Source organism: Pseudomonas sp. AB6 (assembly GCF_034314105.1).
GTDB lineage: Bacteria > Pseudomonadota > Gammaproteobacteria > Pseudomonadales > Pseudomonadaceae > Aquipseudomonas.
Genome location: NZ_JAVIWJ010000001.1, coordinates 1,026,845 through 1,053,063 on the forward strand (window position 1 = coordinate 1,026,845; position 26,219 = coordinate 1,053,063).

Consider the following 26,219-nt stretch of genomic DNA (forward strand, 5'->3'; position numbering starts at 1 on the left):
ATGCCATCGCCCGGAAAACGCAGCGGTAATTACTACGGTCTTGGCACTTATCTGGGGCTGGCGGGCGCGTTAGTCGTCATGATTGTGCTGTTTTCCGTCCTCAGCGATCACTTTCTGTCTTACGAAACATTCAGCACTCTAGCCAATCAGATTCCGGACTTGATGGTATTGGCGGTGGGCATGACTTTTGTCCTGATTATCGGGGGCATCGACTTGTCGATCGGCTCGGTCTTAGCCCTGGCAGCGTCCGCTGTCAGCGTCGCTATCCTTGGTTGGGGCTGGGGCGTTGTGCCCGCTGCGCTGCTGGGAATGGTCTGCGCCGCCATTGCCGGGACTGTTACCGGCTCGATCACAGTGGCTTGGAAAATCCCATCTTTTATTGTCTCCCTCGGTGTACTGGAGATGGCCCGTGGCGTTGCTTATCAGATGACCGGCTCGCGCACCGCGTACATTGGAGACGCGTACGCCTGGCTGTCGAACCCGATTGCTTTCGGAATATCGCCTTCGTTCATCATTGCGCTGGTCGTCATTTTCATTGCCCAAGCGGTGCTGACTCGTACTGTCTTCGGTCGTTACCTGATCGGGATCGGCACCAACGAAGAAGCGGTCCGTCTGGCCGGGATCAATCCAAAGCCCTACAAAATTCTGGTGTTTTCGCTGATGGGGCTGCTGGCTGGCGTTGCGGCGCTGTTTCAAATTTCGCGTCTGGAAGCCGCCGATCCAAACGCGGGCTCTGGCTTGGAGTTGCAAGTGATCGCTGCGGTTGTCATTGGCGGTACTAGTTTGATGGGTGGCCGTGGATCAGTGATCAGTACCTTCTTCGGCGTCTTGATTATTTCGGTACTGGCCGCCGGGTTAGCGCAAATCGGCGCTACCGAGCCAACTAAACGCATTATTACCGGCGCGGTGATAGTCATCGCAGTGGTGCTTGATACCTACCGCAGCAACCGCGCACGTAGGCAAGCTTGATATGTCGACTATCAAGGATGTAGCTGCACTGGCGGGGATTTCCTACACAACGGTATCCCATGTTCTGAACAAAACCCGCCCAGTCAGTGACCAAGTGCGGATCAAGGTTGAGGCTGCCATCATTACCCTCGACTATGTGCCCAGCGCCGTCGCCCGGTCGCTCAAGGCCAAGGCGACTTCGACCATTGGCCTGTTGATTCCCAACGGCAGCAACCCGTATTTTGCCGAGCTGGCGCGGGGTATCGAAGACTATTGCGAGCGCAATGGGTTTTGCGTGATTTTATGTAACGCTGACGACAATCCAGACAAGCAGCGCAGTTACTTGCGTGTACTGCTGGAGAAGCGCGTCGATGGTTTGATCGTCTCTTCTGTGGGGGGCGGTATCGGTATGGACGAAGGATTGTTGGCTGTGCGCACGCCGATGGTGGTGGTCGACCGTGATCTGGAAGGCACTGTAGCTGATTTGGTAAGAATCGATCATGAACTGGGGGCGTATCTGGCCACCTGCCATCTTTTGGAGTTGGGTCATAGGCATATCGCATGTATCTGTGGGCCTGCGAAGACTAGTGTGGCGCAAATGCGCCTTGCTGGTTATCGCCGGGCAATGCTTGAGGCTAAGGTGGCCGTGCCGGATGAATGGGTGGTGGAAAGTGATTTTACTAGTCCGGGCGGATATCAAGCGGCTGTTGGCTTGTTGGATCACAACCCGCCAACGGCCATTTTTGCGGGTAACGACATGATTGGTTTCGGTGTGTTGCGAGCGGCAGCCGAGCGCAATGTCCATGTGCCTAGCGACCTGTCAGTGATTGGGTTCGATGACATCCAGATGAGCCGCTTCGTTTATCCGGCACTGACAACGGTCGGACAATCGATTTTGCAACTAGGTGAAATGGCCGCGCAGATGCTGCTGCGGAGGATCTCAGCGCCAACCGGTACCGCCGTAGAGCAGCGCATCGTTGCTCCTAGCATTGTTATTCGTGAGTCCACAGCTGCGCCAACCAAAATTTTCGACGCTTTTCGTTGAACAGATAGCCGCTGAAACAGATTAAAGAGTGCTGACGCATGCAAGCAAACGTAGTGGTAGTAGGCAGCCTGAACATGGACTTGGTCACTCGGGCAGAACGCTTGCCGCGCGCCGGTGAAACGCTGGCAGGTGAATCGTTCATCACTGTGCCGGGAGGTAAAGGCGCCAATCAAGCGGTCGCCGCGTCGCGGCTAGGCGCCCACGTTGCGATGGTGGGATGCGTCGGTGAAGACGCTTATGGCGAACAACTGCGTGCCGCGCTAGTGACTGAGCAGATCGATTGCACAGCGGTGACAACCGCGATCGGTATTTCCAGTGGCGTCGCGCTGATTGTGGTAGACGCCAGTAGTCAGAACGCGATTGTCATCGTGGCTGGCGGCAACGGTCGATTGACCCCCGAGGTAATGGCGGCCTTTGACGCCAAACTGGCCGAAGCGGACGTGATTATCTGTCAGCTTGAAGTACCGATGGATACCGTCGCTTACACCCTCAAGCGCGGTCGAGAACTGGGCAAGATCGTAATCCTCAATCCGGCTCCAGCCACAGGTCCATTACCAACTGCTTGGTTTCCGATGATCGACTATCTGATTCCCAACGAGAGCGAGGCCGCAGCGTTGAGCGGGCTGGCGGTGGATTCTCTGACATCTGCCGAAAAAGCCGCGAGCACACTGCTAAAGGCAGGCGTTGCAAGGGTCATCATCACTCTTGGGGCTCAGGGATTGTTGTTTGCTGACGGTCAATGCTTTCAACATTTTCCAGCGCCCAAGGTCCAACCGGTTGACACCACGGCGGCGGGAGACACCTTCGTTGGTGGTTTCGCAGCGGCTTTGGCGCAGGGCAAGAGCGAGGCGCACGCCATCGAGTTTGGTCAGATTGCTGCCGCGTTGTCGGTCACGCGGGCGGGAGCACAACCCTCCATTCCCACCTTTAATGACGTCCAGAGTTTCTATCTGCCATGAAAAAGACACCCCTGCTCAATATCGCTCTGTCGCGGGTAATCGCTTCGTTGGGGCATGGCGACATCCTGATGATTGTCGACGCCGGAATGCCGGTGCCGTCGGGCATCGAGTTGATCGATCTGGCGCTGACGCCAGGTATTCCCGATTTTGCCAGTGTGTTGCGGATCGTTCTGACAGAAATGCAGGTCGAGAGCCATGTGATTGCCGAGCAGATGCTGGATAAACAACCTCCGGCGTTAGTCGTTGTTGAGGGTTTGCATCTTCAAGGCGGCTTGGGTCAGCAGTGTTTGGTCAGTCATGAAGAACTTAAAAAGCTGAGCCGTTCTGCGCGAGCCATCGTGCGTACCGGTGAATGCCAGCCGTATACCAATATTGCTTTAGTCGCAGGCGTTACCTTCTAACGAGGCGTTAAGCGCTTAGCGCGTTTGAATAGGGAATTTCACATGCCACGCTATACCTATTACCTGCAGCAACTTGTTCGGAGTGTCGTGCTTTTGTCCTTACTCAGTGTTACCGCTGTGCAGGCGGCCGAAAAACGCAACCTGATCATCGATACCGATCCGGGCGCAGACGACTTAGTGGCGCTGCTTCTGGCATTGGCATCGCCTGAAGAACTGAACGTACTGGCGATCACCACGGTGGCTGGCAATGTGCGTCTGGATAAAACTTCACGCAATGCCCGGTTAGCCCGCGAATGGGCAGGGCGCGAAGAAGTGCCGGTCTACGCAGGCGCACCCAAGCCCTTGTTGCGTACGCCGATATACGCTGAGAACATTCATGGTCAAGAAGGCCTGCCTGGTGTTGCGGTGCATGAGCCCAAGGTGGGGCTGGCCAAAGGCAATGCGGTGGATTATCTGATAGAAACCCTGAGCAAAGCGCCGCCGCACAGTATTACCCTGGCGTTACTTGGCCCCGAGACCAATCTGGCGCTGGCATTGGTACAAGCGCCGGAAATTACTCAGGGCATTAAAGAGGTCATTGTCATGGGCGGCGCGCACTTCAACGGCGGCAATATCACGCCGGTTGCAGAGTTCAACATGTTTGCCGATCCCCACGCTGCTCAGATAGTGCTGGCCAGCGGCGTCAAGTTGACCTACATCCCGCTGGACGTCACCCATAAAATTCTCACCAGCGAGCTGCGGCTTAAGCAGATCGAGGCGTTAAACAATCAGGCGGGCAAATTAGTGGGCGATATTCTTAACGAATACGTCAAAGCGGACATGGTGCACTACGGCCTGCCGGGTGGGCCGGTACATGACGCCAGCGTGATTGCTTACTTACTCAAACCTGAGCTGTTCTCCGGTAAGCAAGTCAATCTGACTATCGACAGTCGCGAGGGTATTACGTTCGGCCAGACCGTGGTTGACTGGTACGACACGCTCAAACAAGACAAAAACGTATTCTGGGTTGAGAACGGCGATGCCCAAGGTTTTTTTGATCTGCTGACTACGCGACTGGGTCGTTTGAAGTAACACAGCTGGTTTCCTGAATGCGGTCGGCGAAAATGTCGTTGGCTAGCGACCTTTACTCATCAGTGTGTCCCGCCGGGTATCTCTCGAAAACTTGGCTGATAAATACTTGGGCGCTTTCGGTGCCCAGTTCTTTAACCAGCAGGTCTATGCCGATAATTGCCATTTCTTCGGCGCTACCGGGGCTATACGAGCATTGTCCCTGAGGCCATTTGGCCTTGATGTCAGCGTCGATTGATACGATTGCCATTTCTATCTCATTGATTCCAAAAAAAGGCTCGCGCAGCTATTTCGCAGCAATACCGCACGCTAAAGCGGGTCAGTAAAGCATCTTGACCATCATTTGACACTCAGACTTAGGCATGAAGCGAGGTTCATGCCAGACTTATTGAAAAGTTATGAGGTTGCCGACGTGCAAATTAATCTGAACAACCCTGCCAGTTTCACTTTAGATGCCGTGCGCCAACTGATCGCCGCAGGCAACGATGATGTTCACAACCAATTGCGCGTGACCAAGACCGGTAGCGCTTATATCTCGTCGTCGGCGGTAGGCGGTGTCGATATAGACGGCTTGCTGTTCCGCCTCGAAACATGGTCGGCGGGCTCCGGATGTGTAGGACCTATCCCCGCCAGCGATGCGGTGTGGGTCATGCAGATATTCAATGCGCTGAAGGACAATTGGGCTAATCCAAGGTTTGATTATGTGGATGTGTATTGAACACGTTTAGACACGATTGGATTGCGCGTCGGATAACCGGCTGAGGCAGACTCCCACCGAAAACCGTTTATTAGAAAGGAGGTTATATGCCTTGGAAGTTCGCACCGTTGGGGTGTCTCATCGCCGCAGCCGCACTGGCCGGGTGCAGCACTCAACCAGAACCGGTTCAGGCACCGGAAGCTGAGGTTGGGCACAGCAACTGCAACGCTGCCGCCGCTAATTTCGCGGTCGGCAAGAAAGCATCCCCCGAACTGTTGGAGCAGGCTCGGATCAAGGCCGGGGCCTGGAGCGTTCGATTGCTAAAGCCCGATACCATCGTGACGCTGGATTACCGTTCGGACCGTTTGAATCTCAATGCCGATGACTTGGCGACAATTAATCGCGTCAATTGCGGCTAATGCTGGACGGGGCGCTTCTGTTTTGCCCATAAAAAACCCCGTCACGTGGACGGGGTTCTTCACAAACTCAAGAGCTTGGCTCGGGCAGATTACTCGCCGCGAACCTGAGCAGCTTGCATGCCCTTCTGGCCTTTCTCAGCCACGAACGAAACGGTCTGGCCTTCTTTCAGACTTTTGAAACCGTCGCTTTCGATAGCTTTGAAGTGTACGAACAGGTCGTCACCGCCACCCTGAGGAGTGATAAAGCCGAAGCCTTTTTCATCGTTGAACCATTTTACGGTGCCGGTTTGGCGATTAGACATGGTGTATCTCCAAGAACATAATTTTTCAGTAGTACTGTGCTGCTCAGGCCAACTGGGCACACCGAGGTATCATAGTCGAAATGTTTGGGTGTAGAGCGTTTTCGCACCATTGTTTACACACGCAATACACCTTAGGTAGGAGGCATTCCTGTTGAAAGCCCCGATCTACGGGGCTTTTACCCCATTTAGACAGCTTTAAAAAAATCCACTTTCGCTGTAAAAAAGTGAAAAAAAGCTATAAATCGGTCGGGTATTGCTCCTTTCGACCGCTAAATATTCTATTTTCGCGGGCACGCCGTATCGACTTCTTTCAGCAACTTCGCACGTGCAGCGCGGCCTGTTTCCGTTTGGTCATCAAGTGCCTTCATTTCGGCGGGGCTGAGTTTTTTCTCGGCGGTATCCGCCCCGCAGTCACAATGCGCCTGAGCTGAGGCCTGGCCGAGATTTTTGCTAGCAATACCAACGCAGTCATTAACGAATTGAGCGCGTCCACCACCTGGCCAAACGGCTTGAGCGGCGTGAGCGGCTAAAGGCAGCAGCATCGCGAGGGACGCGGCGAGGGTGAATAAGCGATAAGCGCGCATGCTTGAATACTCCTTGTGATGAGAGGGGCGTGTCACAACGTCACCCTATCTCTGAGGGTGATTTACCTCCTCTAGTTCAGTAAACGACTTTTTTCAGTTGTCTTCGGCGATTTGAGTTACATCGAAGCGTCCTTTATGGACATGTTGTGATAGCATGCGCGGCTGAATATCTAAGAGTGGCGGGTAAATGCTCAGCTGGTCTTTGTAATCGCTTTATTGGCTACATCCCCATTTTTCACTCCAGTCACTTTGGTTCGGTTAAACGGTTGGCCTTCGGGCTCCTGCCACTGTGAGGCAGGAATACCGCCGAATCTTGTACTGGCTCATCCCAACCCACGTGACCTTTGGTAGGGGTCACCACTAGGAGAGGAGGCGCCATGCCAACCATTACCCTTCCCGACGGTAGTCAGCGTTCGTTCGATCACCCGGTTTCAGTAGCCGAGGTAGCACTTTCAATTGGTGCGGGCCTGGCTAAAGCCACCGTGGCCGGTAAGGTCAACGGCCAACTGGTCGACGCCAGCGATCTGATTGAAGGCGATGTAAGCCTGCAAATCATCACCCCCAAGGATCAAGAGGGGCTGGAGATCATTCGCCACTCTTGCGCTCATTTGGTAGGGCATGCAGTCAAGCAGCTGTACCCAACGGCCAAAATGGTTATTGGGCCCGTGATCGACGATGGCTTCTATTACGATATCGCTTACGAGCGTCCTTTTACGCCTGACGATTTGGCAGCGATTGAGCAGCGTATGCTGCAACTGATTGAAAAAGATTACGATGTAGTCAAAAAAGTCACCGCACGCGCGGAAGTGATTGAGGTTTTCACTGCTCGCCACGAAGACTATAAGCTGCGTCTGGTGGAAGACATGCCCGAGCAACAGACCATGGGCCTGTATTACCACGAAGAATACGTTGATATGTGTCGCGGCCCGCATGTGCCGAATACACGTTTCCTCAAGTCGTTCAAGCTGACCAAGCTGTCTGGCGCCTACTGGCGTGGCGATGCGAAGAACGAACAGTTGCAGCGCATTTACGGCACTGCCTGGGCAGATAAAAAGCAACTGGCTTCTTATATACTGCGAATTGAAGAAGCTGAAAAGCGCGATCACCGCAAGATCGGCAAGCGCCTTGGGCTGTTCCATACCCAAGAAGAAGCGCCGGGCATGGTTTTTTGGCATCCGAACGGCTGGACCCTTTATCAAGTGCTTGAGCAGTACATGCGCAAAGTGCAGCGGGAAAACGGTTATCTGGAGATTAAAACTCCCCAGGTGGTCGATCGTTCCCTTTGGGAGAAATCCGGTCACTGGGCCAATTACGCCGAAAACATGTTTACCACGCAGTCTGAGAACCGCGACTACGCCATTAAGCCGATGAACTGCCCGTGCCATGTGCAGGTATTCAATCAAGGTCTGAAGAGCTATCGCGAATTGCCGATGCGTTTGGCGGAATTTGGCGCATGCCACCGCAATGAGCCATCAGGTGCTTTGCACGGCATCATGCGGGTACGTGGTTTTACTCAGGATGACGCGCACATCTTCTGTACTGAAGAGCAAATGCAGGCCGAGTCGGCTGCGTTCATCAAATTAACGCTGGATGTCTATGCGGATTTCGGTTTCAAGGATATCGAACTCAAGCTGTCGACCCGTCCTGAAAAGCGCGTAGGTTCAGATGATTTGTGGGATCGTGCAGAAAAAGCACTGGCTGCCGCACTCGACATCGCTGGTTTGCCGTATGATCTGCAACCCGGCGAGGGAGCCTTTTATGGTCCCAAGATAGAATTTTCGTTGAAAGATTGTCTGGGTAGGGTATGGCAATGCGGTACGTTGCAGCTCGATTTCAACCTGCCAATCCGCTTGGGTGCCGAGTATGTTTCGGAAGATAACAGCCGCAAGCACCCGGTCATGTTGCACCGTGCAATTCTCGGTTCCTTCGAGCGTTTCATCGGCATTTTGATCGAGCATTACGAAGGTGCTTTCCCGGCCTGGTTGGCACCTACTCAGGCAGTGATCCTCAATATCACTGATAAACAGGCAGATTTTGCCCTTGAAGTAGAAAAAACTCTGTCTGAAAGCGGGTTTCGTGCCAAGTCTGACTTGAGAAATGAAAAGATCGGCTTTAAAATCCGCGAGCATACTTTGCTCAAGGTTCCTTATCTCTTGGTTATTGGAGATCGAGAAGTCGAAATGCAAACTGTCGCTGTGCGGACACGTGAAGGCGTAGACCTGGGTTCAATGCCGGTCGCGCAATTCGCTGAATTTCTCGCTCAAGCGGTTTCCCGGCGTGGTCGCCATGATTCGGAGTAATTATTATTAAGCGTGAAATGAGACAAGATAAACGAGCTGCACCGAAGGCCCCGATCAACGAGAATATCTCAGCACGCGAGGTTCGGTTAATTGGCGCTGACGGCGAGCAGATTGGCATCGTCTCGATTGATGAAGCGCTTCGTATTGCTGAAGAAGCCAAGCTCGATCTGGTAGAAATTTCTGCCGACGCAGTACCTCCAGTTTGCCGTGTGATGGATTACGGCAAATCGATCTTTGAGAAGAAGAAGCAGGTTGCTGCAGCGAAGAAGAACCAGAAGCAGGTCCAGGTAAAAGAAATCAAGTTTCGTCCAGGGACGGAGGAAGGGGATTACCAGGTAAAACTGCGCAACCTGGTACGTTTCCTGAGTGATGGGGACAGGGCCAAGGTGTCGTTAAGATTCCGTGGTCGTGAGATGGCCCACCAGGAGCTGGGGATGGAATTGTTGAAGCGGGTTGAAGGTGACTTGCTTGAATACGGTTCGGTCGAACAGCATCCTAAGATGGAAGGACGCCAACTGATTATGGTCATCGCCCCGAAAAAGAAGAAGTAACCACCAGGGCACGGCAGGCCTTACGGTTATGTTTATCAACTGAATGCGGAGTACCGAACATGCCAAAGATGAAAACGAAAAGTGGTGCAGCTAAGCGGTTTTTGAAAACGGCTAATGGCATCAAGCACAAACACGCTTTTAAGAGCCACATTCTGACCAAGATGTCCACTAAGCGTAAACGTCAATTGCGCGGTAGCAGCTTGCTGCATCCGTCCGACGTCGCGAAAGTGAAGCGCATGCTGCGTCTTTGCTAATCCTGGTCAAGAATAGAGGAAGTAACTCATGGCTCGTGTAAAGCGTGGCGTTGTCGCCCGTAAACGTCACAAAAAAATTCTGAAACTTGCTAAAGGCTACTACGGCGCGCGTTCACGCGTATTCCGTGTTGCCAAACAAGCGGTAATCAAGGCAGGCCAATACGCCTACCGTGACCGTCGTCAGAAAAAACGTCAGTTCCGCGCTCTGTGGATTGCTCGTATCAACGCTGGTGCTCGTGTTAACGGTCTGTCTTACAGCCGTTTCATCGCCGGTCTGAAAAAAGCCTTCATCGAGATCGACCGTAAGGTTCTGGCTGATCTGGCTGTGAACGAAAAAGCTGCGTTTGCTGCGATTGTCGAGAAAGCTAAAGCCACTTTGGCCTAAGTCCCCGACAATCACTGAGCCCGGTTTCCGGGCTTAGTGTTAAACGTCATAAATAGGGGAAGAGCCTTTTAAGCTCTTCCCCTATTTCGTATCTGGAGTCTGTACATGGAAAACCTGGATGCGCTGGTCTCTCAAGCACTTGAGGCCGTGCAACACGCTGAAGACATTAATGCCCTGGAGCTAATTCGGGTTCAGTTCCTTGGCAAGAAAGGCGAGTTGACTCAGGTGATGAAGACCCTGGGGAATTTGCCGGCTGAAGAGCGTCCGCAAGTCGGTGCGCTGATCAACATCGCCAAGGAGCGCGTTACAGAGGTTCTCAATGCGCGTAAAGCATCGTTGGAGCAAGCGGAGCTTACCGCCAAGCTCGCGGCTGAATGCATTGATGTGACCCTGCCGGGCCGTGGACAAATCTCGGGAGGTTTGCACCCGATTACCCGAACGCTAGAACGGATCGAGCAATTCTTCACTCATATTGGCTACGGCATTGCCGAAGGTCCGGAAGTCGAAGACGATCACCACAATTTCGAGGCGCTCAACATCCCCGGCCACCACCCGGCTAGGGCGATGCATGACACCTTTTATTTCAATGCGAACATGCTGTTGCGCACCCACACCTCACCGGTGCAAGTGCGAACCATGGAGACGCAAAAGCCGCCTATTCGCATCGTCTGCCCAGGCCGGGTTTACCGCTGTGATTCGGATATAACTCACTCGCCGATGTTCCATCAGGTTGAAGGGTTGTTGATAGACCGCGACATCAATTTCGCCGACCTGAAAGGCACCATTGAAGAATTCCTGCGTGTGTTCTTCGAAAAAGAATTGGCGGTGCGTTTCCGCCCCTCCTTTTTCCCATTTACTGAACCGTCGGCAGAAGTCGATATTCAATGTGTGATGTGCAGCGGCAAAGGCTGCCGTGTTTGCAAGCAAACCGGCTGGCTGGAAGTCTTGGGTTGCGGCATGGTCCATCCCAACGTACTGCGGATGTCCGGCATCGACCCCGAAGAGTTCCAGGGCTTTGCATTCGGCATGGGCGTAGAGCGTTTGGCCATGCTGCGTTACGGCGTTAATGACTTGCGTCTGTTCTTCGACAACGACTTGCGGTTCCTCGCGCAATTTCGCTAGGTCGCACGTTCGTAACGAATCTTTCAGGAGAGCAGGATGAAATTCAGTGAACAATGGCTGCGCGGCTGGGTAAGCCCGCAAGTATCCCGCGACGAACTGGTCGCGCGTCTATCAATGGCCGGTCTTGAGGTCGACAGCGTTACGTTGGCCGCCGGCGAATTCACCGGCGTGGTAGTCGGCGAAGTGCTGAGCACCGAGCCGCACCCGGATGCTGACAAATTGCGCGTTTGCCAAGTCAGCAATGGCGTCGAAACCTTTCAAGTGGTGTGTGGCGCGCCGAATGTGCGCCCTGGCTTGAAAGCTCCGTTCGCCATGATTGGGGCTAAGCTGCCCGGCGACTTCAACATCAAAAAGGCCAAGCTGCGCGGCGTTGAATCCAACGGCATGCTGTGTTCCGAGTCTGAGCTGCAAGTGGGCGAAGGTAATGATGGGTTGATGGAGCTGCCTGCTGATGCGCCAGTGGGGCAGGACATTCGTGTCTATCTCCAACTGGAGGACGCGAGCATCGAAGTTGATCTGACGCCCAACCGTGGAGATTGCCTGTCGGTGGCAGGTCTGGCACGTGAGGTGGGGGCGTTATACGCCGCTGAGGTCAAACGCCCGGTAGTGGCTGTTGTGCCTGCTGTACACGATGAAGTGCGTCCAGTCGAAGTATTGGCCACTGCGGCCTGCCCTCGTTATTTAGGGCGCGTAGTGCGTAATGTCGATTTGTCCCGGCCAACGCCGCTGTGGATGGTCGAACGCCTTCGTCGTTCCGACGTGCGCAGCATTGATGCCGCCGTCGATATCACCAACTACGTGATGCTTGAACTCGGTCAACCGCTGCACGCATTCGACCTCGCCGAAATTAACGGTGGCATTCGTGTGCGAATGGCCGAAGAGGGCGAGAAGCTGGTTCTGCTGGATGGTCAGGAAGTCAGCTTGCGGGCAGACACACTGGTCATTGCCGACCACGACCGCGCCTTGGCCATTGCCGGCATCATGGGCGGCGAGCACAGCGGTGTCAGTGCCAAAACAAAAGATGTCTTCCTGGAAGCTGCGTTTTTCGATCCGATCATGGTCGCTGGCAAGGCTCGTTCCTACGGGCTGCACACCGATGCTTCGCACCGCTACGAGCGTGGCGTTGACTGGCAACTGGCCCGCGAGGCAATGGAGCGCGCCACAGGCCTGTTGCTGGAAATCACTGGCGGCGAGCCAGGCCCGATCATTGAGGCGGTCAGCGAGAAAGACCTGCCATCGATAGACCCTGTTGTCCTGCGTGCCGACCGCATCACCCAGATGCTCGGTATGGAAATGGACCCGGTTGAAGTCGAGCGTTTGCTCGTCGGCCTAGGCCTTAAAGTGGCCTCCGATACCGTGGGCCAATGGCTCGTTGAAGTGCCGAGTCATCGATTCGACATCAGCCTGGAAGTCGACCTGATTGAAGAGTTGGCCCGCTTATATGGTTACAACCGTCTGCCGGTTCGGTACCCGCAAGCGCGTTTGGCACCGCAAGCCAAAGCTGAAGCGCAAGCTGATCTGCCGCTTCTGCGTCGTTTGTTGGTGGCACGCGGTTATCAAGAAGCGATTACATACAGTTTTATCGATCCCAAGTGGTTCGAACTGTTTAACCCCGGCGTCGAGCCGCTATTGCTGGCCAACCCGATCTCGGTCGACATGGCTGCCATGCGTTCTTCGTTATGGCCAGGTCTGATCAAGGCGTTGCAACACAACCTCAATCGTCAGCAAGACCGCGTGCGCATGTTCGAAAGCGGTCTGCGATTTGTCGGCCAATTAGATAGTTTGAAGCAAGAACCTATGCTCGCTGGCGTCATCTGCGGCAGCCGTCTACCTGAAGGCTGGGCTCAAGGTCGGGACACCGTTGATTTCTTCGACGTCAAAGCGGATGTTGAAGCAGTGCTTGGCTTTGCCGGTGCCCTTGACGCGTTTACTTTCACATCAGGTCAGCACCCTGCGCTGCATCCTGGTCAGACCGCTAGAGTCGAACGTGATGGCCGCGAAGTCGGGTTTATCGGCGCTTTACACCCTGAGCTGACAAAAACCTTGGGTCTTGATCGTCCCGTGTTCGTCTTTGAATTGCTCCTGGCCGAAGTCGCCTTGGGTCGCTTGCCGAAATTCCAAGAGCTTTCACGCTTCCCGGAAGTTCGTCGCGATCTCGCCCTCGTTGCTGATAGCGACGTCGCAGCGAGTGCAGTATTGGATGTAATCCGTGAAAATGCAGGCGAATGGCTTACAGACCTCAGGCTATTTGACGTGTATCAAGGTAAAGGTGTTGATCCACATAGAAAAAGTCTTGCTGTCGGCTTGACCTGGCAGCATCCATCACGCACTCTTAATGACGATGAGGTAAATGCGACGACGCATAATATCCTCACCTCTCTCGAGGAAAGGTTAAACGCCACGTTAAGGAAGTAGCGTATGGGGGCTCTGACTAAAGCTGAGATGGCCGAACGCTTGTATGAAGAGCTAGGCCTGAACAAACGGGAAGCCAAGGAACTGGTTGAGCTTTTCTTTGAGGAAATCAGGCACGCATTGGAAGATAACGAACAGGTCAAATTGTCCGGTTTTGGCAACTTTGATCTGCGCGATAAACGCCAGCGGCCTGGTCGAAATCCAAAGACGGGAGAAGAAATCCCGATTACGGCTCGCCGTGTGGTCACCTTTCGTCCAGGGCAGAAGTTGAAGGCCCGAGTTGAGGCTTATGCTGGAACCAAGTCATAACGACGAGCTACCGCCCATTCCAGGCAAACGCTACTTCACTATTGGTGAAGTCAGCGAGCTCTGTGCGGTAAAACCGCATGTGTTGCGTTATTGGGAGCAGGAGTTTCCTCAACTCAACCCGGTCAAGCGTCGCGGAAATCGCCGGTATTATCAGCGCCAAGACGTACTGATGATCCGGCAGATCCGCGCCTTGCTTTACGACCAAGGCTTCACCATTGGCGGTGCGCGCTTGCGCATGTCCAGCAATGAAGCCAAGGACGACACGACCCAGTACAAACAAATGATCCGTCAGATGATTTCCGAACTGGAAGATGTATTGGGCGTTCTTCGCAAGTGATTGGCGGTTGCATGCTTTATTAATTCAAAGACTTGGGCTATATTCCTGATCCTCTTTCGCAGATGCGAAAACAGATTCACGCCTAGTCGGGGCGTAGCGCAGTCCGGTAGCGCACTAGCATGGGGTGCTAGGGGTCGAGTGTTCGAATCACTCCGTCCCGACCATATAATTCAATAACTTAGCCCAATGTTCACAGCATTGGGCTTTTTCATTTGCGTGAGTATTGCGTGACTCGTCGGTTTTTCATGCCTTCCTCCTTTGCAAAATCGTCAGTACCGGCCCGCGAGAGTCGGTGGTTGAAACTTTGTTAGCGGCCTCTACCAGTTGCCAGATTTCGGCGCCTGAGTAATGGCTGGTGACGCTTCCGTTCTTGTGGCCCAATAGCGACTTGCGGTCCTCTTGGTTTACACCTGCAGCTTTTAGGCGGCGACCATATGTGTGCTTTAGGTCGTGGATTCGGACTGAAAGATAACCGGGGTGTGCAGGGCGAAGGTATTTCTCTTGCCAGAGCTTCGCTGCTCGCACCCTGGCCTTTCTCCATGCGGAATTATTCATCCGCAGCATGCAGGCTTCTTTCTTGTCCTTCCCGGGAATGCCATACGGGAAAACATACACCTTCCCAATTCCTCGCTGCGCTTCGATGATTGATTTCGCTACGTCATTCAAAATGACCAGCCGATCATCGCCATTCTTTACACCAGACCGTTCGTGTCTCCCGCCAAAATCCTCCGGTATCAGGAAAACGCTGGCACCTACCTCTGGCACCAAAATCTCCCAATCCCAGCGCAGCCGACAAACCTCTTGCTCCCGACAACCTGTATTCACCTTGAACAAGGTCATTGTCTTCAAGTGATCGGGAAGCTGAGAGATCAGGATCGTTTGCTCTTCCCATGACATCGGGTAGGGCTTGCGCGAGCTCTTCTTTTCTTCCAGCTTCGTCAGCATCGGCACCGAATCAAGCCAAGGACGCCGTTCGTCATCCCGCCATTTTCGCGCGCACAGGGACAAAACTCTGATGACGCGCTCGATAGTTATGTTGATAGTCCGGTTCGCCTGCCCCGGCTTTACCTTGCCGTCCTTCGTTATGCTCGGCGCCTTCTTGTCCTTGATGTACTGTTCAAGCGCCTGATCATCAATGTGGGTAATTGGCACGTCACCTATATAAGGGTGAAGCCCTTTCAGGTGATGCGCCGTCAGCTTGATCGAAGGCTGATCCTTGAACTCGATCAGATATTTGGCTGCAGCGTCCTGCCACAGGCGCAATTTTCGAACGCCGTACACCTTCTCCTGCCTGATCTCGTTAAGCCGGTGAATCAGGTAAGTTTCTGCTTCTTGCCGGTCACCAGTTCCAGTGCTCTCGTAAAGTCGCTCCCCGTCGATTTTCTTGTCAATGTGCCAGAGGCCTTTCCTTTGGGAGAGACCGGTAATTGATTTTCGCGCCATGGTGTTGCTCCTTTTAGGCGCTCGCTGCGGGGCAATTGTTGCTCCGTTGCGCCAGTTTTATCAATTGCCATTGCCAAGACGTACGCGGTTGCCCAGTCATCTAGCTGCTGACGATCAAAGCCAACACCGCGCTCGCCGATGGGGAATTCGTTTACAAAGGGGCGAACGGTCTTGTTGAATTCATCTCGGCACATGCCTAAATAGGCGTGCGCATCACCGGCCCGGATAAAGCGCGGCTGAAACTGCAGAGAGCCCATTGGCTGCCTCGCTGATGGCTTATCCGCCCTATGGCGGCAGAAGGTTAGGATTTGGCTGGAAACCATTCGGTCTCATATTCGAACTGGGTAACGCGCTCAACTTCCAGGCTTGGAAGGCGTCGGCGGAACGTCTCTGTTCCGTATGGCTTCTTCACGTAATCGGCGGCTTCCTCCATGAACGACTCTTTGTAGATGCGGAGAAGGTGGTCGGCAGCCTTCTCGTATTGATCCTCTTGGTAATTACCTTGGGCCAATCCACCACTGCACACACGCCAAATGACACGCTGTGGCAGCGCCTCGGCAGCCTTTATTTTCTCGGACATAAGATCTCGGGCGAACCTAATCTGATCCAAGGTCAGCGTTGCAACCCAATCTGTCGTGCCGATACTCATAGCGTGACCGTGTACACACTTTATTTCAGGCATAGCGAATCTCCGGCCCGCTACTCAGCAGGCATTCAAAGGTTAATGACTTGTATGCAAGCGTTCGACTCGGGTTCGGATGCTATGTATTTTTCGCTTGCTCATGCGGCCTCCTACTTTTTCCAGAGGAGCTTTTATCCAGCACAGGAAAATCAATGTCGTAATCCGCGATTAGTCGTAACATGAGCTCGCCCCCAATACCCATTTGACGCGCCGCCTGTCTGCGACTTACCCCCAGGTTACGCATTGCCTTGATGCGCTCGACGTTGCGAGCATCGACGGCCGGGTCTATTCGGCAAAGGGTCACATTTTTGTGCCCGTTGTTGGGCGCCGGTCTAAATGCGAAGCCATGCTCGATACCTGCCCTTCCGACAGTCGACACGCTGGTTCCGACCGACTTGGCTGCTTCGGTCTGCGTCATCGTTCGAGACATTATGCGAAGCTTTTCGACAAGCAAGGCTTTGGCATCGGAAGCCGCCTTACTTTTCCAGAAGGTCTTACCGGCAGGTAGCGCGGGCGCCTTCGGGATTGGCAGCGCCCGCTCAATACCCTTGCCAGGCGGAGCGAAGCTGCCGTATGTGACAGGCTTCGGCACATACCCGAATGCCTGCGCCTGTTGAATCTGGCCGCCACGGCTCAAGAACTCGTTTACGGCAGAGGCAAGGCGGGCCGACTCGATACTGTTTTGCCGGACCATGCTGAGTACGTTGCTGATCATGCTGGCTACCTCGGCAGAGTTTTGTAAGTTTCTTCGACCAGCTCCAGGAACAGGCCGCGCCGATCTTCAAGGCGCAGCAGTTCTTCTCTGAAGTCGTCGCGATCTTGTCGATAGGTGATCAACTGCCCGGATTCGGGGAAGTCAGAGCAATAACTTGTGAAGTCCACCCAGTCGCGACCAGTGCAGTCGAGGTGACCGACAAGTTGCCAGCGGTACGAAGGGTCGAATGAGCCCCGGCGTAGCGTGTCGTAATGTACTGCGGCAATTACCGACTTGATTTCAAGTACGCCGTCATGACCTACAAGTCCGTCCGGGGAGTCGCCATATTCACCAAGATCGAAGAATCCGCCGTTCGTTACATCAACGAATCGCTCTTCCTCGTACATCATCCGAGCGATGGGCTCTTGTTCGTGCCCGCGCTCCATTTCAGCGTTCTTGAATCCGAATTCAGCCTTTCGACCGGTGATCCGCTCAAGGGCAATCTGGAGTGCGTAACGCTTGGCTGGGTCGCCAAATGGCTTGCCATCGTTCGCCATGAAGCATGCGAAGTTCGACGCAGTGGCCTTGCCGGTGCGGAGCGCAGTCCATGCATCGGTATTCTGCGGAACGTCATGCCAGATGCGTGAGACTTTGTCGACTGGGGCAGGCTTTGGCTTAAGAAGCGACACGTTCATTTGCGCACTCCTCGATCAATTGTCGCTGATGTTCGTCGGTGATCGACACGCGGGACAGGACAGCATCAAGGTTGCCGTCGCGCAGATAGGCAGCCTTGGCGTTATTCCAGCCCTTCTCCTTATCTGGCGTTACCCATGCGATGACAGGGGCTTTAGGGCTGATGCGCAGGCCCTCCATGACTTCGCGACCGAACTTCACATTCGAATCCACGTAGACGATGATTGCCAAGTTTTTCCAGTCCTCAATGAACGGTGAGCCAGATAGGACTTTCATCGTCTTGCTGTTGGTCACGTTGAGGATCATCGGCTTGAGTTTTTCACCCGGTCGAATCTCACGCTCAACGAAGTAGGCGGTGTTGAAGAGGTCTTTGGTCTTCTTCGTCTTGTCCAGTTCAAGCTTGACGTGCGATACCGTAAAGGTCATTTGCCCAACGATGTCCGCACTGCTTAGGTAGGGGCTGTTGAACGCTTTCTTGAAGTGGGTTTTGGTTTCAGTGGTCATGCCTCACCTCTAGCCCTGCTCAGGGCTGTGCGTACTTGCTCGATCCAGGCATCGCCATCTGTGGCGTCCGAACAGAATCCGGGGAATGCCTCAAGAGCTGCAAGAAGCTCCGGTGCGGAGGTTATTAACCGTGCATCCGCTTGATCTTCCGCATCATCTTCCGGATGAAAGCGGTAGTCCGGAATTTCGCAGATGACCTTATTATTTCGGTTGCAGAAAATCTCACAACCCTTACGAAGCTCCAGCGTTATTGGATGGCGAGTTTCGTACTCGCTCAGAATCCATGGGCCAGGCCTGTTCTTTTGTTCGGACATGACAATTCCTTCTGCGCGAATTCCGCAGCCTAAATAATTGATTTACGGTTGGTTAAAAATGACTGCCAGAGAGCCAGCGGCGTAGATGCTGGCGACTATTGCGAAGATGATCCAGAAGAGCGTGCGGTGTAGGCGCTGGCGGGTGGTCATGCTGACAACTCATGAGCTCTTTGCTGTTCTGGCGCAAAATCACCACGAAGCGGCATTAGCTTCCATTCGCAAATTGGACCGCGATCCACGTAGCCGGCATAGCGAGTTTCCAAAGGCTGTCCATCTGCTTCGATAACCCATACTTGCCCGCCTTTGAAGTTGCGGTAGGTCACGCCGTCCCAGTCATACAAATCTGGGCACCCAAGGCTTTCAATGAGTCTCACGACGCGGCCAACATTAGAGTCTCTAGCCTTTCGATCTACGATGAGCGCCAAGTCTCCCGCCTTAAATGTTTCGCTCATGACACCCTCGCAATCAGCATGCCGCGCCGCTCGGTGATGCGAATCCTGCCGGGCAATTTAGAGACGTAAAAAAAGCCCTGGAAATTCAGGGCTTCAACAAGTGCGGCGCGGTTCCTTGCGATGATCGTCATACATGTGCTCCCGACCGAAAAGCGCTTATCCGGCGCACTCGTTCGCAATAGTGTTTGAATTCGTCTGCGGTAATCACGAAGACGGACAGGTAAGCGATGGCCAGCGTTTCAGCGACGGTGCAATCCGGCCGAACCTGCCCGGTCGCGATGTTCTGAATAGCTGCCTCGATGGCGTCTACTGCGGTTTCGTGAGGATTCACAGCTCACCATCCTCCATCTGAGCCGTCAGACCGTCTTTTGCTAGCGGCTTTAGCAGGGTCTCGGCGATCTGCCCGCGCATTCCATGTGGATGATCGCTGTATCCGATCAGCTCTTCTGCCTGGGATCGCGTCTTGCTGCCGCTGATACCGCCCAGAATCAGATAGCCCAGCGCCGAGGTGGTTATCTTGCAGTCCGCAAGGCGTGCGTTTACGTGCTCATCCACAGCTAGCGCGAACTGGGCGTAAGTAACGCCTTGCTCGGAATGCATGTCCCGCTTGAACAGAATGTCATTGCCTAGAATCAGGCTGTCCACAGCCTCAGCCACCCATTCGCTTATGGTTCTATCGCTCCAACTATCATCTGGCGGCAGCATGTTGTCGTGCCGCGATTGCGCTCGTTGCATTGTTGTTTGCATGACTGCCTCCATAGGCGGTTATTCGGTTGGTGTCAGCGGCGATACGAGTCGAGCAACTGCTGGTGAAGCGACTTGACCTCGCTCTCAAGCTGCCTAACGCGAGCTCCGACGATTTCCTCGCACATCAAATCGCAGAGAGGCTTGACCATTCCTTCATAGCTGTTCAAGTGGATGTAATGCTCACGCCCGTAGCTATCGCCGACCTTGACCATTGTTTCGCTTAGTCGCTCAAGCTTCCCGGAGATAAGGTTTCGAACGACGCCATCAACACGACTGCCGATGTTTGATTCGGTGTCGGTCTCTACATGCGGTAAATACTCGCAATACAGATCGCCCATAACGCCATCGATGACGGCCTTGGCTTGATCCTTGAGCTTGGTCATAGCTGCCAGCAGCAACTCTTCGCGATGTTCTTCAGGTGTCTTGATTTCCATGCTTTCTCTCTCCATTCATTAACCAACCAAAACTATTCGCTCAGCCGCATGCCGCTCGCTAGTTGCCATTGGGCGCAAGGGAAGGGCTGACGATTAAATTCGGGACAATAAAAACCCGGCCTAAACCGGGTCTGCGCTGATGCTTGGCTCTAAGGTCAATCGGAATTCGCGATCTGGAAAGTCCTTCTCGAATTCGCTTAGGATTCCATGGGCCAATTCTGGGCAGTTTCGAGGAAGTCCGTGTTTGGGTTCGCTGGTTGTCTCGATCCTTTTCCCGATCATGCAGGCCACATAGGTCCAGCCGTCATCGGTCATGACTTGAAGCTTTTGCATGTGATAACTCCTATTGCTCGCTCACTGGGCAGGCAGTGGCCACCTATTGAAATAGGTTGCAAGCCTCGGAGCTGCCCGATGCGCATCTAGACTGACCACTATTTAGTTGAGTAGTGGTCCCGGATAGGCTTGCGGTGGTGCGGGGGTGATGTAGATGCCCGGTGCTGGTCTCCGGGTTGCGGATCATATTGTCGGCCCACGAAGTCCTACTGTTACCCGCGTTACTAGCTGCTAATCAGCCTTGGCATTCACCTACATCGGGGAATGATCTGACCGGGATTCGAACCCGAAAGACTTATGTCGATTTCAGCAGCGCTACCTTGTCGACTGCACCCTGCACGCAGGGCGGCCCTGTACCAAACGAGCCAAACGTCAGATCATTCCCCGATGCAGCCTCGTTAGAGGTGATCGGTTTCGGTTATGCGGTGGCTTTCAGGATGGCGGTGCGAGCCTTTGCATATTTCTTGTTTGCGCCGGGCGATGTTCCCGACCCAGCTTCAAGCTCAACTAAAGCAGCCAGAAGTTCGGGCGCCGCGGCTATCAGCTTGGCGTTATCCTCGTGATTCCGCTCCATTCGCAGCGTACTCAGACGGCAAATAGAGTCGCCGCCTGTGCTTGGATTGATCACAAATCCATTAGGGGTATGAATGGCCACCCAAGGCCCCGGCGTAAATTTCAACTCACTCATCATTCATTCCTCTGTATTGCAATAGTCGGCATCAAGCGCGAACCGGGCGATGTTCGCGATGGGCGACTCGTTCGTTTCCTGATAGATGCGATCCAGTGCAGCCTTCAGCTTTTCGAGCTGACCGCTCTGAATGGTGATTTTCTTCTTCGCCACAAGGTGAGCCATATATAGCGCGCCCTGTTCCTTGCGGGTCATGCTCATTGAAACAGTTACGTCACTCATATCCCTTACCCCTCTATTCGTGAATGGCCGGGTGAGCGGGGGCGATGAACTCCCGGCTTACTGCTGACATCATCCTTATACTGCCGTCAGGGGCTAGCGAGGCCTTGCCCAGCGTATGGAATGCCTTACCAGTAAGTGGCGACCCCATCGGCATCGAGAGATAAACAACGCGAGAAAGCAGGCCTAATACCATTTCCTGATCGCAGATCGTTTCTTCAAACGCCTCCATCACTTCGTCCCAAATATCGTCGCCAGCCTTTTCGCGGGCTTCGTACTTCTCTGGATAGGCAGCAACCATAAGTTCGAATTGTTCGAGGTCGCTGAGTTGCTGAATCCTTTTCGGCATATAGCTCATTTGAATTACTCCCGTTAATTTCCAATACAGCCAGCTACCTAGCTGCATGAGAAATGTGTGGGTTAGCTGGGCGTAGGCTCGTCGAGCCGGGGTCCGTTTCTGCCAGTCCGCGACGGCGGTTCTTCCTCCGGCTCAATTGTTATTAGCCAGTTTCGCTTGCCCATCTCTGCAACTGCAGCCTCAGCAATATCGAATGCCCGTGTAACCACTTCCTGAGCAGTAAGTGGTCTGCCTTTTGATCGGCCAGCCTCATCAAAGCCATCCGTGGTAGCTGCCACCATGCCGTGCGCATGAAGCAAGTTAAGGGCGATCCTTGCTTCGAGGTTTTCAATATGGGATTGCTGCACCTCTGGCTGAATACCGAAACGCGATTGTTTTGCGGTGTACTCAATTTTCATCTTCCATCCCTCCACTTGAATTCAACAAAGACCCCGGCTGGGCAGGGGCTTTAGTAGGCGAGCCCGGTCAGATAGTTGCCGAGACCTTGATTGCCGCTGCGCAAGCCTGAATGGCGTCTTTCGCTGCCAGCTCGATGTTCTTGGCGATGACCTTGTTCACGTCGTTGATCGCGTTCTTCGCGCTCTTTTCAAGCGTGTCCTTGATGTACAGCTTCATCAGGACGGTTAAGCGGGGGCCAGATTCGCGCCAGTTGTAGCTGTCTTTCGACTCGTCGCGGGAGTGGCCGTTGAAGTCGACCTTCTCGCTCATATACACCTCAGCCCGGCTGGCGATGTATTCCTTAAAGGTCATCGGCTCGCCCTTTGGTTCGCCGTAAGCGTTGGTCTTCATCATGTTCGCGGCTTCGATTATTTCGCCGACGCGGGGCAGGACATGCTCGGCAGCCAGCGCGGCGATCTTCAGATCCACCGCTTCCTGAACGCGCTTCTCGACCTGCTGCTTGAACTTGGAGGCGTATGACGATTCGTCCCCCTCATCATCAAAGCCGGTGGAGTAGAGAAGAGCGTGAACCGCCTGCTCGACAATTCGCGCCTGAAGGTCTGCCGCGCTTACGCCGAGTGCTTCTAGTGTTTTGATGTCCATCTGCGTATCTCCGTGTGTTCGTTCGATTTTCCAGATACGCCTGTTGCCAAGCGCATCGAGGAAATCTGTTGTCTCCACCACACGCATCGCCCGATTCATATCTCTGGCCGGCGTCACACATTTCGTGATCGATGATCTTCCGGCTGGCTTGTGTGGTTTCGCGTACTCGCATTCAGGAGTACGGCCAGTTCCAGCGCTGGCATGGCATCAACTATTTGTTGGCTCGCGCTTACCGAATGATCTCGGGGTAGTCGATGGCGAGGATCTTGGATTGTTAAAGAGCGAAGACCTTAATGAGGCCCTATCGCTGCTTCGGTGGTTTGTCGCGGCGATGTGGTGAATATGTACTAATGGTTCACAGTGGTCAAGTACCAAAAGTACACATTTTCCATGCAAGCGTAAAAAAGCCCGCACAGTCGGCGGGCTCATCTATCGGTTAGGCATCAGTCAGGAGGATCGCCCTCCGGCCTATGGCGCGAAACCAGCTCAACTAGCTGTTCGGCTATGAAATCAGAATTATCAGTCAGTACCTGGAGGTGGGCGGCAATGCGCTCCGAAACCTCAGTCGATCCACGCTGACCAATCCAGATGCCAATCTCTTCGACTGCTGCGGCGGCGGCATTGATGTTTTGGTTGAGACGGAAGAGTAGGGCGGGGGTAGGGTCGTCGGGTAGGGACATGGCATTTTCTCCATAGAGAAGAAAAGCGTAGCAGCCCAAATCGCAGGCAACAAAAAGCCCGACGGTTGGCCGAGCTTGGGGGGAATCGAGACTAAATTACTTACTTTCGGTTGGTCCGGCCGCCTGAGTTTGCTTGATCAAGAGCAGTAAATCCTGCGTTTCCTTGAGCATCTGCGCATTACCTTGCTGTATTTTTTGCGACTCCTGCCCGGAAGTGAATATCCCGGAAGCACTGCTAATAATCGTGGAGTTCACACCCCATACACCAAGCACAATTGCCACCCCGATGGTCAGCATTCCGGCCAAGGCTGCGCGATTTGATTTTCTGACCTCGGTAACGCTTTCGGTGATCTTTGATTCGAAGCCGTCAACCTTAAACTCTACCCCGCCGATCTTTGTAACGATGCTGTCCAGCTTAGCGTCGATAACCTTATCCCTATCTTCCAGTCGCCTAGACATTCCTTCAAACCGCTCGGCATAAAGCAAATCCCGCGCTTCTTGCTCTTTGCGGTAGGCGTCTGCGCGCCTCTCCGAATCGCGCTCTACCTTCTCGGCGCGCCGATCCATCCGATCCTCTAGGGCGGATAACGTGGTCCTTAGTTCTTCGGGGGTAATTTCTGGCATGCGATTAGTATCATCTGATTTTTCTGATTTGTCATGCCTGAGGCCGATCCCGCTCGCCCCAGTTTCGCGAAATTCACTCTGTGAATGCATGGTCTTAAATTGGGCTGGAGGCTTTAGCCCGGATAGTTTATGCCAGTCGAGACTGTTGGCGTCTGGAGACCTGTTCACCCCAGGAGAGCCTTTGAATAACCTCTTCTCAAAATCACCTTGAGGCGACTTACTCAGCATTTTGCGCCTCCGCCAGCGAGGCGCGAAGGTCTGGGTCAGGAATAGCCATCATTCGAACAAAATAACAGGTTGTACATACCATCGTTAACACTGGCAGACCGACCATGTACATATTTCCGTCCGCCTTCCCCCACGGTATGGTGTTGATACTTACGGTTCCAGCAGAAGGTAGGGTCCATTCGTCTTTTTCGCAAAATGGGCATTTTGCAGACTTTGTTTTTTCAGCCATAAAGGCATCTAGCTTGTTAAGGTCGACCCGGTATTCTGTCTCTTCCTGCGCCATCAAAAGATTCCTTTTCTGTTGTTCCTACAAATCCCCGCCACGCCAGATCACTCGGCCCAATATCCGATGCTCGTATATTTCTCCATCTGGCAGGACAAGGTCGCCGTGATTGATCTTGTCGGCGTTGTCACTGCGGATGATCCATCCGCCGAATTCTGACTTCATCAGCCGCTTCACAAGCGTTCCGCGCTCCTGGCTTTCAAGGGCAAATATCTGCCCGTCAACTGGCTCGACTCTCGATTCGTCAACAAGCAGTACGTCATGATCATCAATTGTCGGCCACATGCTTTCTCCGTGGGCGTAAATGACCTTCAGATTTTTCGGGTTAACCCCTTTGAGGCGCAGCCAGTCTCGCTTGAATGCAAGCGTACCGCGCAGCTCGACGTGCGTGTTTTGATGTCCGCTGCCTGCGGATGCCAATGCGTCGTACTGAGGGATGAAGGCGTACTTCTCATCTGTTACCGGGGTTTCGCCGTCATCATCCGTAGGGAAGGGGAGGATGCTCGGGGTTACTGGCTGTATCGCTGGGCGCGCCAGCGGGTCGGCAAGCTCCCTCATGTCGCCGCGCCCATACTCCAACCACTCCACCCGTACCTTGAGCGCCGCAGCAAGCGCAAGCATTTTTGCGCCGCCCGGCATCGACTCGCCATTTAGCCACTTGCTGCTGGCCTTGGGCGTAACCCCTGCAACTTTCGCCAGGCGAGCGCCCGCACCCCATTCTTGGATTTCATTCGCAACAAGGGCCTGCTTGAGTCTCACGACAAAAGCATTTCGTATTTCTTCTATTTGAACCATAGGTTCATTAACGCATGGGCTTGCATGTACTTTCAGTTCCGACATAATATGTACTGTAAGTTCATATTTTAACCCGGAGGCCTTATGCGGCCGCTCAAAAAATCGATTGATGATGCTGGCGGCGTACCGACCGTGGCCCTGGCCTGCGGCAAGACTCCGAGAGCTATTTACAAGTGGATCGTTGCTGACGCACTACCGCGCACCGAGTACACCGGCGAAACCCAATACGCCAAAAAAATATCAGTGCTTGCAGGCATTAAGGGGAAGCCGTTCGACCCCGATTGGCTGCTTGCAGAAGCTCATCCAAAAAAATCAGCCGCTTAAACCAATTTCCAACCACAAAAGGATTCACACGATGGCCTACAAACACAACCCAGAAGACAAGCGCAATAAGCGCCGTCAAGTCAGCTTCAACCAAACGCTAGACAAGATTCTTTCGCGGGCTGCCAGCCGGGCACACACGCAGCACGCAACATTCCTGCTCGCGATTATCGAGTGGGGCGTTGAGAACGGTGCAATCGAAGGCCTGCTGAAGGATGAAAAGAAGTCTAGCGCTGCTTGATCAGCCTAAGGAGGTTCAATTGCTCGAATACGAAAGCCTGAGTCCGGGCACGAGAGAGCGAGTGGAACAGCTCGCCAGAGATAAGCGGTACAGCCTTGAAGAGGCACTGGAAGAGATTGCGATTGAGTCAATCGCAATGGGTGGACTAACCCTCTCCATGCGCACCAAGGCGAAGTTGATAGCTATTCCGGGGAGGCCGAAAGGCGAACACCTAATTAGGGTCACTACTGAACCTATTTAGGGCCACCAAATTACAGACAAAAAAATGCCGGGGTAGTGACCCGGCGTTTTCAACACAACTTGATAAGGCCGATTATATGCAAACCGTAACCAGCGTCAATACCCCGCTCAA

At 53.8% G+C, this 26,219-nt stretch carries 43 protein-coding genes and 1 tRNA gene; 19 read left to right on the forward strand and 25 right to left on the reverse strand.

The window, feature by feature from the left end:
* The 5 genes from RGW60_RS04900 to RGW60_RS04920 are packed head-to-tail and all read left to right on the forward strand — an operon-like array spanning position 1 to position 4,424.
* Positions 1 to 969, forward strand: a complete 969-nt coding sequence (locus RGW60_RS04900) for an ABC transporter permease (RefSeq protein WP_322206845.1) — start codon at positions 1 to 3, stop codon at positions 967 to 969.
* Position 970: 1 nt separating this feature from the next.
* On the forward strand, positions 971 to 1,993 hold the full coding sequence (locus RGW60_RS04905; protein WP_322202677.1) for a LacI family DNA-binding transcriptional regulator: 1,023 nt from the start codon (positions 971 to 973) through the stop codon (positions 1,991 to 1,993).
* 38 nt (positions 1,994 to 2,031) lie between these two features.
* Positions 2,032 to 2,952, forward strand: a complete 921-nt coding sequence (gene rbsK / locus RGW60_RS04910) for a ribokinase (RefSeq protein ID WP_322202679.1) — start codon at positions 2,032 to 2,034, stop codon at positions 2,950 to 2,952.
* Entirely contained in the window at positions 2,949 to 3,353 is a 405-nt protein-coding gene (gene rbsD, locus RGW60_RS04915; protein ID WP_322202681.1) for a D-ribose pyranase, read from the forward strand. Before rbsK ends, rbsD begins: the two co-directional genes overlap by 4 nt.
* Positions 3,354 to 3,395: 42 nt before the next feature.
* Positions 3,396 to 4,424, forward strand: coding sequence for a nucleoside hydrolase (locus RGW60_RS04920; RefSeq protein WP_322202683.1), 1,029 nt, complete (start codon positions 3,396 to 3,398; stop codon positions 4,422 to 4,424).
* 52 nt (positions 4,425 to 4,476) lie between these two features.
* Here the strand turns inward: RGW60_RS04920 and RGW60_RS04925 are convergent, their stop codons facing one another.
* The gene (locus tag RGW60_RS04925; RefSeq protein ID WP_322202685.1) at positions 4,477 to 4,671 is read right to left on the reverse strand and encodes a hypothetical protein; all 195 of its coding nucleotides are present in this window, start codon (positions 4,669 to 4,671) and stop codon (positions 4,477 to 4,479) included.
* A 162-nt stretch (positions 4,672 to 4,833) separates the two neighbouring features.
* Between RGW60_RS04925 and RGW60_RS04930 the strand changes: the two genes are divergently transcribed.
* Entirely contained in the window at positions 4,834 to 5,139 is a 306-nt protein-coding gene (locus tag RGW60_RS04930; RefSeq protein WP_322206846.1) for a hypothetical protein, read from the forward strand.
* Positions 5,140 to 5,225: 86 nt separating this feature from the next.
* Positions 5,226 to 5,537, forward strand: coding sequence for an I78 family peptidase inhibitor (locus RGW60_RS04935; RefSeq protein WP_322202687.1), 312 nt, complete (start codon positions 5,226 to 5,228; stop codon positions 5,535 to 5,537).
* 89 nt (positions 5,538 to 5,626) lie between these two features.
* Here the strand turns inward: RGW60_RS04935 and RGW60_RS04940 are convergent, their stop codons facing one another.
* Entirely contained in the window at positions 5,627 to 5,839 is a 213-nt protein-coding gene (locus tag RGW60_RS04940) for a cold-shock protein (RefSeq protein WP_003234260.1), read from the reverse strand.
* Positions 5,840 to 6,117: 278 nt separating this feature from the next.
* The gene (locus RGW60_RS04945; protein ID WP_322202689.1) at positions 6,118 to 6,423 is read right to left on the reverse strand and encodes a hypothetical protein; all 306 of its coding nucleotides are present in this window, start codon (positions 6,421 to 6,423) and stop codon (positions 6,118 to 6,120) included.
* Between the two features lie 377 nt (positions 6,424 to 6,800).
* On the opposite strand from RGW60_RS04945, the gene thrS reads away from it, so the two are divergent.
* The 9 genes from thrS to RGW60_RS04990 all read left to right on the forward strand — a co-directional run bounded on the left by thrS (position 6,801) and on the right by RGW60_RS04990 (position 14,257).
* On the forward strand, positions 6,801 to 8,723 hold the full coding sequence (gene thrS / locus RGW60_RS04950; RefSeq protein WP_322202692.1) for a threonine--tRNA ligase: 1,923 nt from the start codon (positions 6,801 to 6,803) through the stop codon (positions 8,721 to 8,723).
* Positions 8,723 to 9,274, forward strand: coding sequence for a translation initiation factor IF-3 (gene infC / locus RGW60_RS04955; protein ID WP_296251578.1), 552 nt, complete (start codon positions 8,723 to 8,725; stop codon positions 9,272 to 9,274). Before thrS ends, infC begins: the two co-directional genes overlap by 1 nt.
* A 59-nt stretch (positions 9,275 to 9,333) precedes the next feature.
* Positions 9,334 to 9,528: a 50S ribosomal protein L35 gene (gene rpmI, locus RGW60_RS04960; protein WP_003442181.1), complete on the forward strand. Its 195-nt coding sequence runs from the start codon at positions 9,334 to 9,336 to the stop codon at positions 9,526 to 9,528.
* A gap of 28 nt (positions 9,529 to 9,556) precedes the next feature.
* Complete coding sequence (gene rplT, locus RGW60_RS04965) at positions 9,557 to 9,913, forward strand: 50S ribosomal protein L20 (RefSeq protein WP_322164815.1); 357 nt, start codon at positions 9,557 to 9,559, stop codon at positions 9,911 to 9,913.
* Between the two features lie 105 nt (positions 9,914 to 10,018).
* A complete protein-coding gene (gene pheS, locus RGW60_RS04970; protein ID WP_322202694.1) occupies positions 10,019 to 11,035 on the forward strand; it encodes a phenylalanine--tRNA ligase subunit alpha in 1,017 nt (338 codons plus the stop codon).
* 36 nt (positions 11,036 to 11,071) lie between these two features.
* Positions 11,072 to 13,450, forward strand: coding sequence for a phenylalanine--tRNA ligase subunit beta (gene pheT, locus RGW60_RS04975; protein ID WP_322202696.1), 2,379 nt, complete (start codon positions 11,072 to 11,074; stop codon positions 13,448 to 13,450).
* Between the two features lie 3 nt (positions 13,451 to 13,453).
* Entirely contained in the window at positions 13,454 to 13,756 is a 303-nt protein-coding gene (gene ihfA, locus RGW60_RS04980; protein WP_002553164.1) for an integration host factor subunit alpha, read from the forward strand.
* Positions 13,737 to 14,093: a MerR family transcriptional regulator gene (locus RGW60_RS04985; protein ID WP_322202699.1), complete on the forward strand. Its 357-nt coding sequence runs from the start codon at positions 13,737 to 13,739 to the stop codon at positions 14,091 to 14,093. The genes ihfA and RGW60_RS04985 overlap by 20 nt, the downstream gene beginning before the upstream one ends.
* Positions 14,094 to 14,180: 87 nt before the next feature.
* Positions 14,181 to 14,257: transfer RNA gene (locus RGW60_RS04990), tRNA-Pro, on the forward strand.
* 79 nt (positions 14,258 to 14,336) lie between these two features.
* On the opposite strand, the gene RGW60_RS04995 is transcribed toward RGW60_RS04990, so the two are convergent.
* The 22 genes from RGW60_RS04995 to RGW60_RS05100 all read right to left on the reverse strand — a co-directional run bounded on the left by RGW60_RS04995 (position 14,337) and on the right by RGW60_RS05100 (position 25,305).
* Entirely contained in the window at positions 14,337 to 15,521 is a 1,185-nt protein-coding gene (locus RGW60_RS04995; protein ID WP_322206847.1) for a tyrosine-type recombinase/integrase, read from the reverse strand.
* A complete protein-coding gene (locus tag RGW60_RS05000; protein ID WP_322202701.1) occupies positions 15,407 to 15,793 on the reverse strand; it encodes a hypothetical protein in 387 nt (128 codons plus the stop codon). The genes RGW60_RS04995 and RGW60_RS05000 overlap by 115 nt, the downstream gene beginning before the upstream one ends.
* A 44-nt stretch (positions 15,794 to 15,837) precedes the next feature.
* Complete coding sequence (locus RGW60_RS05005; RefSeq protein ID WP_322202703.1) at positions 15,838 to 16,218, reverse strand: hypothetical protein; 381 nt, start codon at positions 16,216 to 16,218, stop codon at positions 15,838 to 15,840.
* Between the two features lie 79 nt (positions 16,219 to 16,297).
* Positions 16,298 to 16,933 carry a hypothetical protein gene (locus RGW60_RS05010; protein WP_322202705.1) on the reverse strand — a complete coding sequence of 212 codons (636 nt, stop codon included), beginning with the start codon at positions 16,931 to 16,933 and terminating at the stop codon, positions 16,298 to 16,300.
* 5 nt (positions 16,934 to 16,938) lie between these two features.
* On the reverse strand, positions 16,939 to 17,607 hold the full coding sequence (locus tag RGW60_RS05015) for a lambda exonuclease family protein (RefSeq protein WP_322202707.1): 669 nt from the start codon (positions 17,605 to 17,607) through the stop codon (positions 16,939 to 16,941).
* Positions 17,588 to 18,109, reverse strand: a complete 522-nt coding sequence (locus tag RGW60_RS05020) for a hypothetical protein (RefSeq protein WP_322202709.1) — start codon at positions 18,107 to 18,109, stop codon at positions 17,588 to 17,590. Before RGW60_RS05020 ends, RGW60_RS05015 begins: the two co-directional genes overlap by 20 nt.
* Complete coding sequence (locus RGW60_RS05025; RefSeq protein WP_322202712.1) at positions 18,106 to 18,423, reverse strand: hypothetical protein; 318 nt, start codon at positions 18,421 to 18,423, stop codon at positions 18,106 to 18,108. Before RGW60_RS05025 ends, RGW60_RS05020 begins: the two co-directional genes overlap by 4 nt.
* Before the next feature lie 146 nt (positions 18,424 to 18,569).
* Positions 18,570 to 18,875, reverse strand: a complete 306-nt coding sequence (locus RGW60_RS05030; RefSeq protein WP_322202713.1) for a hypothetical protein — start codon at positions 18,873 to 18,875, stop codon at positions 18,570 to 18,572.
* Positions 18,872 to 19,006 carry a hypothetical protein gene (locus RGW60_RS05035; protein WP_322202715.1) on the reverse strand — a complete coding sequence of 45 codons (135 nt, stop codon included), beginning with the start codon at positions 19,004 to 19,006 and terminating at the stop codon, positions 18,872 to 18,874. Before RGW60_RS05035 ends, RGW60_RS05030 begins: the two co-directional genes overlap by 4 nt.
* Positions 19,003 to 19,206 carry a hypothetical protein gene (locus RGW60_RS05040; protein ID WP_322202717.1) on the reverse strand — a complete coding sequence of 68 codons (204 nt, stop codon included), beginning with the start codon at positions 19,204 to 19,206 and terminating at the stop codon, positions 19,003 to 19,005. Before RGW60_RS05040 ends, RGW60_RS05035 begins: the two co-directional genes overlap by 4 nt.
* The gene (locus RGW60_RS05045) at positions 19,203 to 19,622 is read right to left on the reverse strand and encodes a hypothetical protein (RefSeq protein ID WP_322202719.1); all 420 of its coding nucleotides are present in this window, start codon (positions 19,620 to 19,622) and stop codon (positions 19,203 to 19,205) included. Before RGW60_RS05045 ends, RGW60_RS05040 begins: the two co-directional genes overlap by 4 nt.
* A 32-nt stretch (positions 19,623 to 19,654) precedes the next feature.
* On the reverse strand, positions 19,655 to 20,056 hold the full coding sequence (locus RGW60_RS05050) for a hypothetical protein (RefSeq protein ID WP_322202720.1): 402 nt from the start codon (positions 20,054 to 20,056) through the stop codon (positions 19,655 to 19,657).
* Between the two features lie 120 nt (positions 20,057 to 20,176).
* A complete protein-coding gene (locus tag RGW60_RS05055; RefSeq protein WP_322202722.1) occupies positions 20,177 to 20,389 on the reverse strand; it encodes a hypothetical protein in 213 nt (70 codons plus the stop codon).
* A gap of 418 nt (positions 20,390 to 20,807) precedes the next feature.
* Positions 20,808 to 21,077 carry a hypothetical protein gene (locus RGW60_RS05060; RefSeq protein WP_322202724.1) on the reverse strand — a complete coding sequence of 90 codons (270 nt, stop codon included), beginning with the start codon at positions 21,075 to 21,077 and terminating at the stop codon, positions 20,808 to 20,810.
* 3 nt (positions 21,078 to 21,080) lie between these two features.
* Positions 21,081 to 21,299 (reverse strand): hypothetical protein, encoded by a 219-nt coding sequence (locus RGW60_RS05065; protein WP_322202726.1) that lies wholly within the window; start codon positions 21,297 to 21,299, stop codon positions 21,081 to 21,083.
* 13 nt (positions 21,300 to 21,312) lie between these two features.
* Positions 21,313 to 21,654 (reverse strand): hypothetical protein, encoded by a 342-nt coding sequence (locus RGW60_RS05070; RefSeq protein ID WP_322202728.1) that lies wholly within the window; start codon positions 21,652 to 21,654, stop codon positions 21,313 to 21,315.
* Positions 21,655 to 21,716: 62 nt separating this feature from the next.
* Positions 21,717 to 22,052 (reverse strand): hypothetical protein, encoded by a 336-nt coding sequence (locus RGW60_RS05075; protein ID WP_322202730.1) that lies wholly within the window; start codon positions 22,050 to 22,052, stop codon positions 21,717 to 21,719.
* A gap of 67 nt (positions 22,053 to 22,119) precedes the next feature.
* Positions 22,120 to 22,794, reverse strand: coding sequence for a hypothetical protein (locus RGW60_RS05080; protein WP_322202731.1), 675 nt, complete (start codon positions 22,792 to 22,794; stop codon positions 22,120 to 22,122).
* 344 nt (positions 22,795 to 23,138) lie between these two features.
* On the reverse strand, positions 23,139 to 23,375 hold the full coding sequence (locus RGW60_RS05085) for a hypothetical protein (protein ID WP_322202733.1): 237 nt from the start codon (positions 23,373 to 23,375) through the stop codon (positions 23,139 to 23,141).
* A gap of 96 nt (positions 23,376 to 23,471) precedes the next feature.
* Positions 23,472 to 24,227: a hypothetical protein gene (locus RGW60_RS05090; RefSeq protein WP_322202734.1), complete on the reverse strand. Its 756-nt coding sequence runs from the start codon at positions 24,225 to 24,227 to the stop codon at positions 23,472 to 23,474.
* Entirely contained in the window at positions 24,217 to 24,510 is a 294-nt protein-coding gene (locus tag RGW60_RS05095) for a hypothetical protein (protein ID WP_322202736.1), read from the reverse strand. The genes RGW60_RS05090 and RGW60_RS05095 overlap by 11 nt, the downstream gene beginning before the upstream one ends.
* Positions 24,511 to 24,534: 24 nt before the next feature.
* Complete coding sequence (locus tag RGW60_RS05100; protein WP_322202738.1) at positions 24,535 to 25,305, reverse strand: S24 family peptidase; 771 nt, start codon at positions 25,303 to 25,305, stop codon at positions 24,535 to 24,537.
* An 84-nt stretch (positions 25,306 to 25,389) separates the two neighbouring features.
* Between RGW60_RS05100 and RGW60_RS05105 the strand changes: the two genes are divergently transcribed.
* Genes RGW60_RS05105 through RGW60_RS05115 form a run of 3 tightly spaced genes read left to right on the forward strand, consistent with a single transcriptional unit; the run spans position 25,390 to position 26,108 of the window.
* Positions 25,390 to 25,629: a hypothetical protein gene (locus RGW60_RS05105; RefSeq protein ID WP_322202740.1), complete on the forward strand. Its 240-nt coding sequence runs from the start codon at positions 25,390 to 25,392 to the stop codon at positions 25,627 to 25,629.
* Positions 25,630 to 25,660: 31 nt separating this feature from the next.
* The gene (locus tag RGW60_RS05110) at positions 25,661 to 25,867 is read left to right on the forward strand and encodes a hypothetical protein (RefSeq protein ID WP_322202742.1); all 207 of its coding nucleotides are present in this window, start codon (positions 25,661 to 25,663) and stop codon (positions 25,865 to 25,867) included.
* Positions 25,842 to 26,108: a hypothetical protein gene (locus tag RGW60_RS05115; protein ID WP_322202744.1), complete on the forward strand. Its 267-nt coding sequence runs from the start codon at positions 25,842 to 25,844 to the stop codon at positions 26,106 to 26,108. Before RGW60_RS05110 ends, RGW60_RS05115 begins: the two co-directional genes overlap by 26 nt.
* Positions 26,109 to 26,219: the final 111 nt, after the last annotated feature.